The 2169-nt window shown below is 44.1% G+C and carries 1 protein-coding gene; it reads right to left on the bottom strand.

The genetic code is table 11. The features are described 5' to 3' along the window. The coding region (locus C5684_RS09205) for a PBECR3 domain-containing polyvalent protein (RefSeq protein ID WP_158650240.1) at positions 1 to 2151 on the bottom strand (2151 nt) is incomplete at its 3' end. Between the last annotated feature and the right edge of the window lie 18 nt (positions 2152 to 2169).

The following is a 2169-nucleotide window of genomic DNA, read 5'->3' on the forward strand; positions in this document are numbered from 1 at the left end:
TGTTTGGGGGGTTGTGGTATTTTGGGGTAACTGGTTTAAAGGAGCTATGTTGTTCCCACTACCTGAAGATAAATTATCATTTTGGTTTAACTCTGAATCGGGGCGTTTGTATGCGTTAGCGTCCTTTGATGGTGGCGGTTCTTTTGAATTTGACTTTAAACGCAAGATGTGGGTTAGGTTTGAATCTGTTGCGGCGTTTTTGAGATTTACAGACATCGCCGAACCTGAAAACTCTGTAGAAATCACCTCAAATGATGTTAAAAGGCTAATGTCTAAGTCTGACTCTTGACCTAAAGCTTTGCTTTTTTGGAGCAACTCTTTTACTTGCGTTTCGCTTAATTTTTTGGTGATTTCATTATCTCTTGTAACATGGTAGCTCTCATCCTGCTTCTTTTTAATCGCCCAATTCTTAGGGGTATGCACTTGGATTTCAGCGGGCACATCGTTATGTTTAAAGTGGATATGAATCCCCTCATAACCACTGCCGCGATTTTCTTTATATTCGATCGTGTGGGGGATTTGCGCATCTCTTAGCTTAATGGCAATTTGGACTAATTGGTCATCTATGGTTTCTCTGTCCCTAGAGATAATCGCCCCTCTTAACAAGTCATTTAAGCTTTCTACTCTGCCCTGCTTGCGTTCTAATTTGCTTTGGATACTGCCTACGCTTTTTAAAATATTGCTAGCCTCTAGGGTGCTACTAGGCTGGCTTAGGCTCTCTAGGAGTTGTTTAAACCCCGCTTCTTGCTCTTTAGCTTTGGCGTGAAGCTTTGTGGCTTGATTTTTAAGCTCTGGGGTGGTAGGGTTGGGGCTGGTGGTTTGGGGTCGTGCGTCTAAGTTGACACTAGGCTGGGGGCTTAGCGAGTCTTCGCCATTTTTTGGTCGTTCACCCATACCGCCAAAAATAGGATTCTTGCCCCATTCGCCATTTTCTTTGTATAAAGTTTTGAGTTTCAACTCGTTTTTCTTGGTGCTGATAGTCTCAATCACCATAAAGTACCCGTTAATCTGTTTAGCACTCGCCAAAAGCTTTTGCCCGTCTTTGTTGTCTATCACCTTGCTAATATCTGACTCATTAACCACTTGCGGGTAATACTTAATGTCCTCAATCCCTATGGCGGGCTGTTCGTTTTTAATATGGTGGATAGAGTTAAGCCCGTGATTTTTTTCTACATGCTTTAAAGCGTCCCCGTTAAAAGTAATCTTTACGGGGTATTTGCTATCAAAGCCCAATTCTTGCATCAAGCCTTTTTCTTGGGGTGTAAAATCCCCTATCCACACTTTAACATTACGCTTTTTGACTTCCTCTAAAAATTCTTGTGTGATCTCCTCTATATTTGCCCGTCTTAAAGGCTTGCTGGGGTCTAATAGATCATCACCACCCCTTGGGGGCTTTCCTCCACTATCCCCTAAATGCGGATTAGCTATCCCTCCACCTCCACCACCTCCACTAGGTGGTGGGTCATCAGGGGGTAATCCCCCCTCAATCTCTCTAATCAAGGCTTTAGTGGCGTTATCAAAGTCTTGTCGTTGGACTAGGTGGTTAAGCTGGATTTTAAAGTCCTGCACACTGGCGGACTTGTTTAAGGCGGCTTTGATGTGGTAGCGCAGTGCGGCAGCACTCACCTTAGAGTTAATGCCCTTAAAAAAGGGGACAAAGGGCATCGTTCTAACCATCAAGGCAAAGGCAAATTTGGTTATTTGGTATTGCACAGCACCCCAGACACTGGTGGCAATAGAACTGCCCACATGCTCGCCTGTGGTGCTTTTAAGGGCTTTGGCTAGCTTGGCATCTTGGTTAAAGAGGCGGTTAAACCCACTGGCAATTTCGATAAAATCTTGTGCGGCTTTGCTTTGGAATGTCCCCTCTTTGAGGCTATCTAGGTGCTTGAAAAAGGCTTGGCTATCAAAGACCTTAAGCCCCTCTAGTTGCTCTAAGGAGTTGGCAAAAAGCCGATTGAGCATATTAAGCTCTAAGACCTCTCTATTAGCTGGGCTTAATCCCTTAGTGATACGGCTGAGATTGTCTAACCCTTCAGCTCCTTGCCCTTGGGTGTATTTGATTAAAGCATCTAATGCCCTTTGCTCGCTTCTAGCCACATCTCTAAGTTTTAGAGCGCCCTTGTCAATGATTTTAAGGCTTTCTTTCATCGTGGCATAGTCTTTTCG

It is taken from the genome of Helicobacter bizzozeronii (assembly GCF_900196775.1).
Taxonomy (GTDB): Bacteria; Campylobacterota; Campylobacteria; order Campylobacterales; family Helicobacteraceae; genus Helicobacter; species Helicobacter bizzozeronii.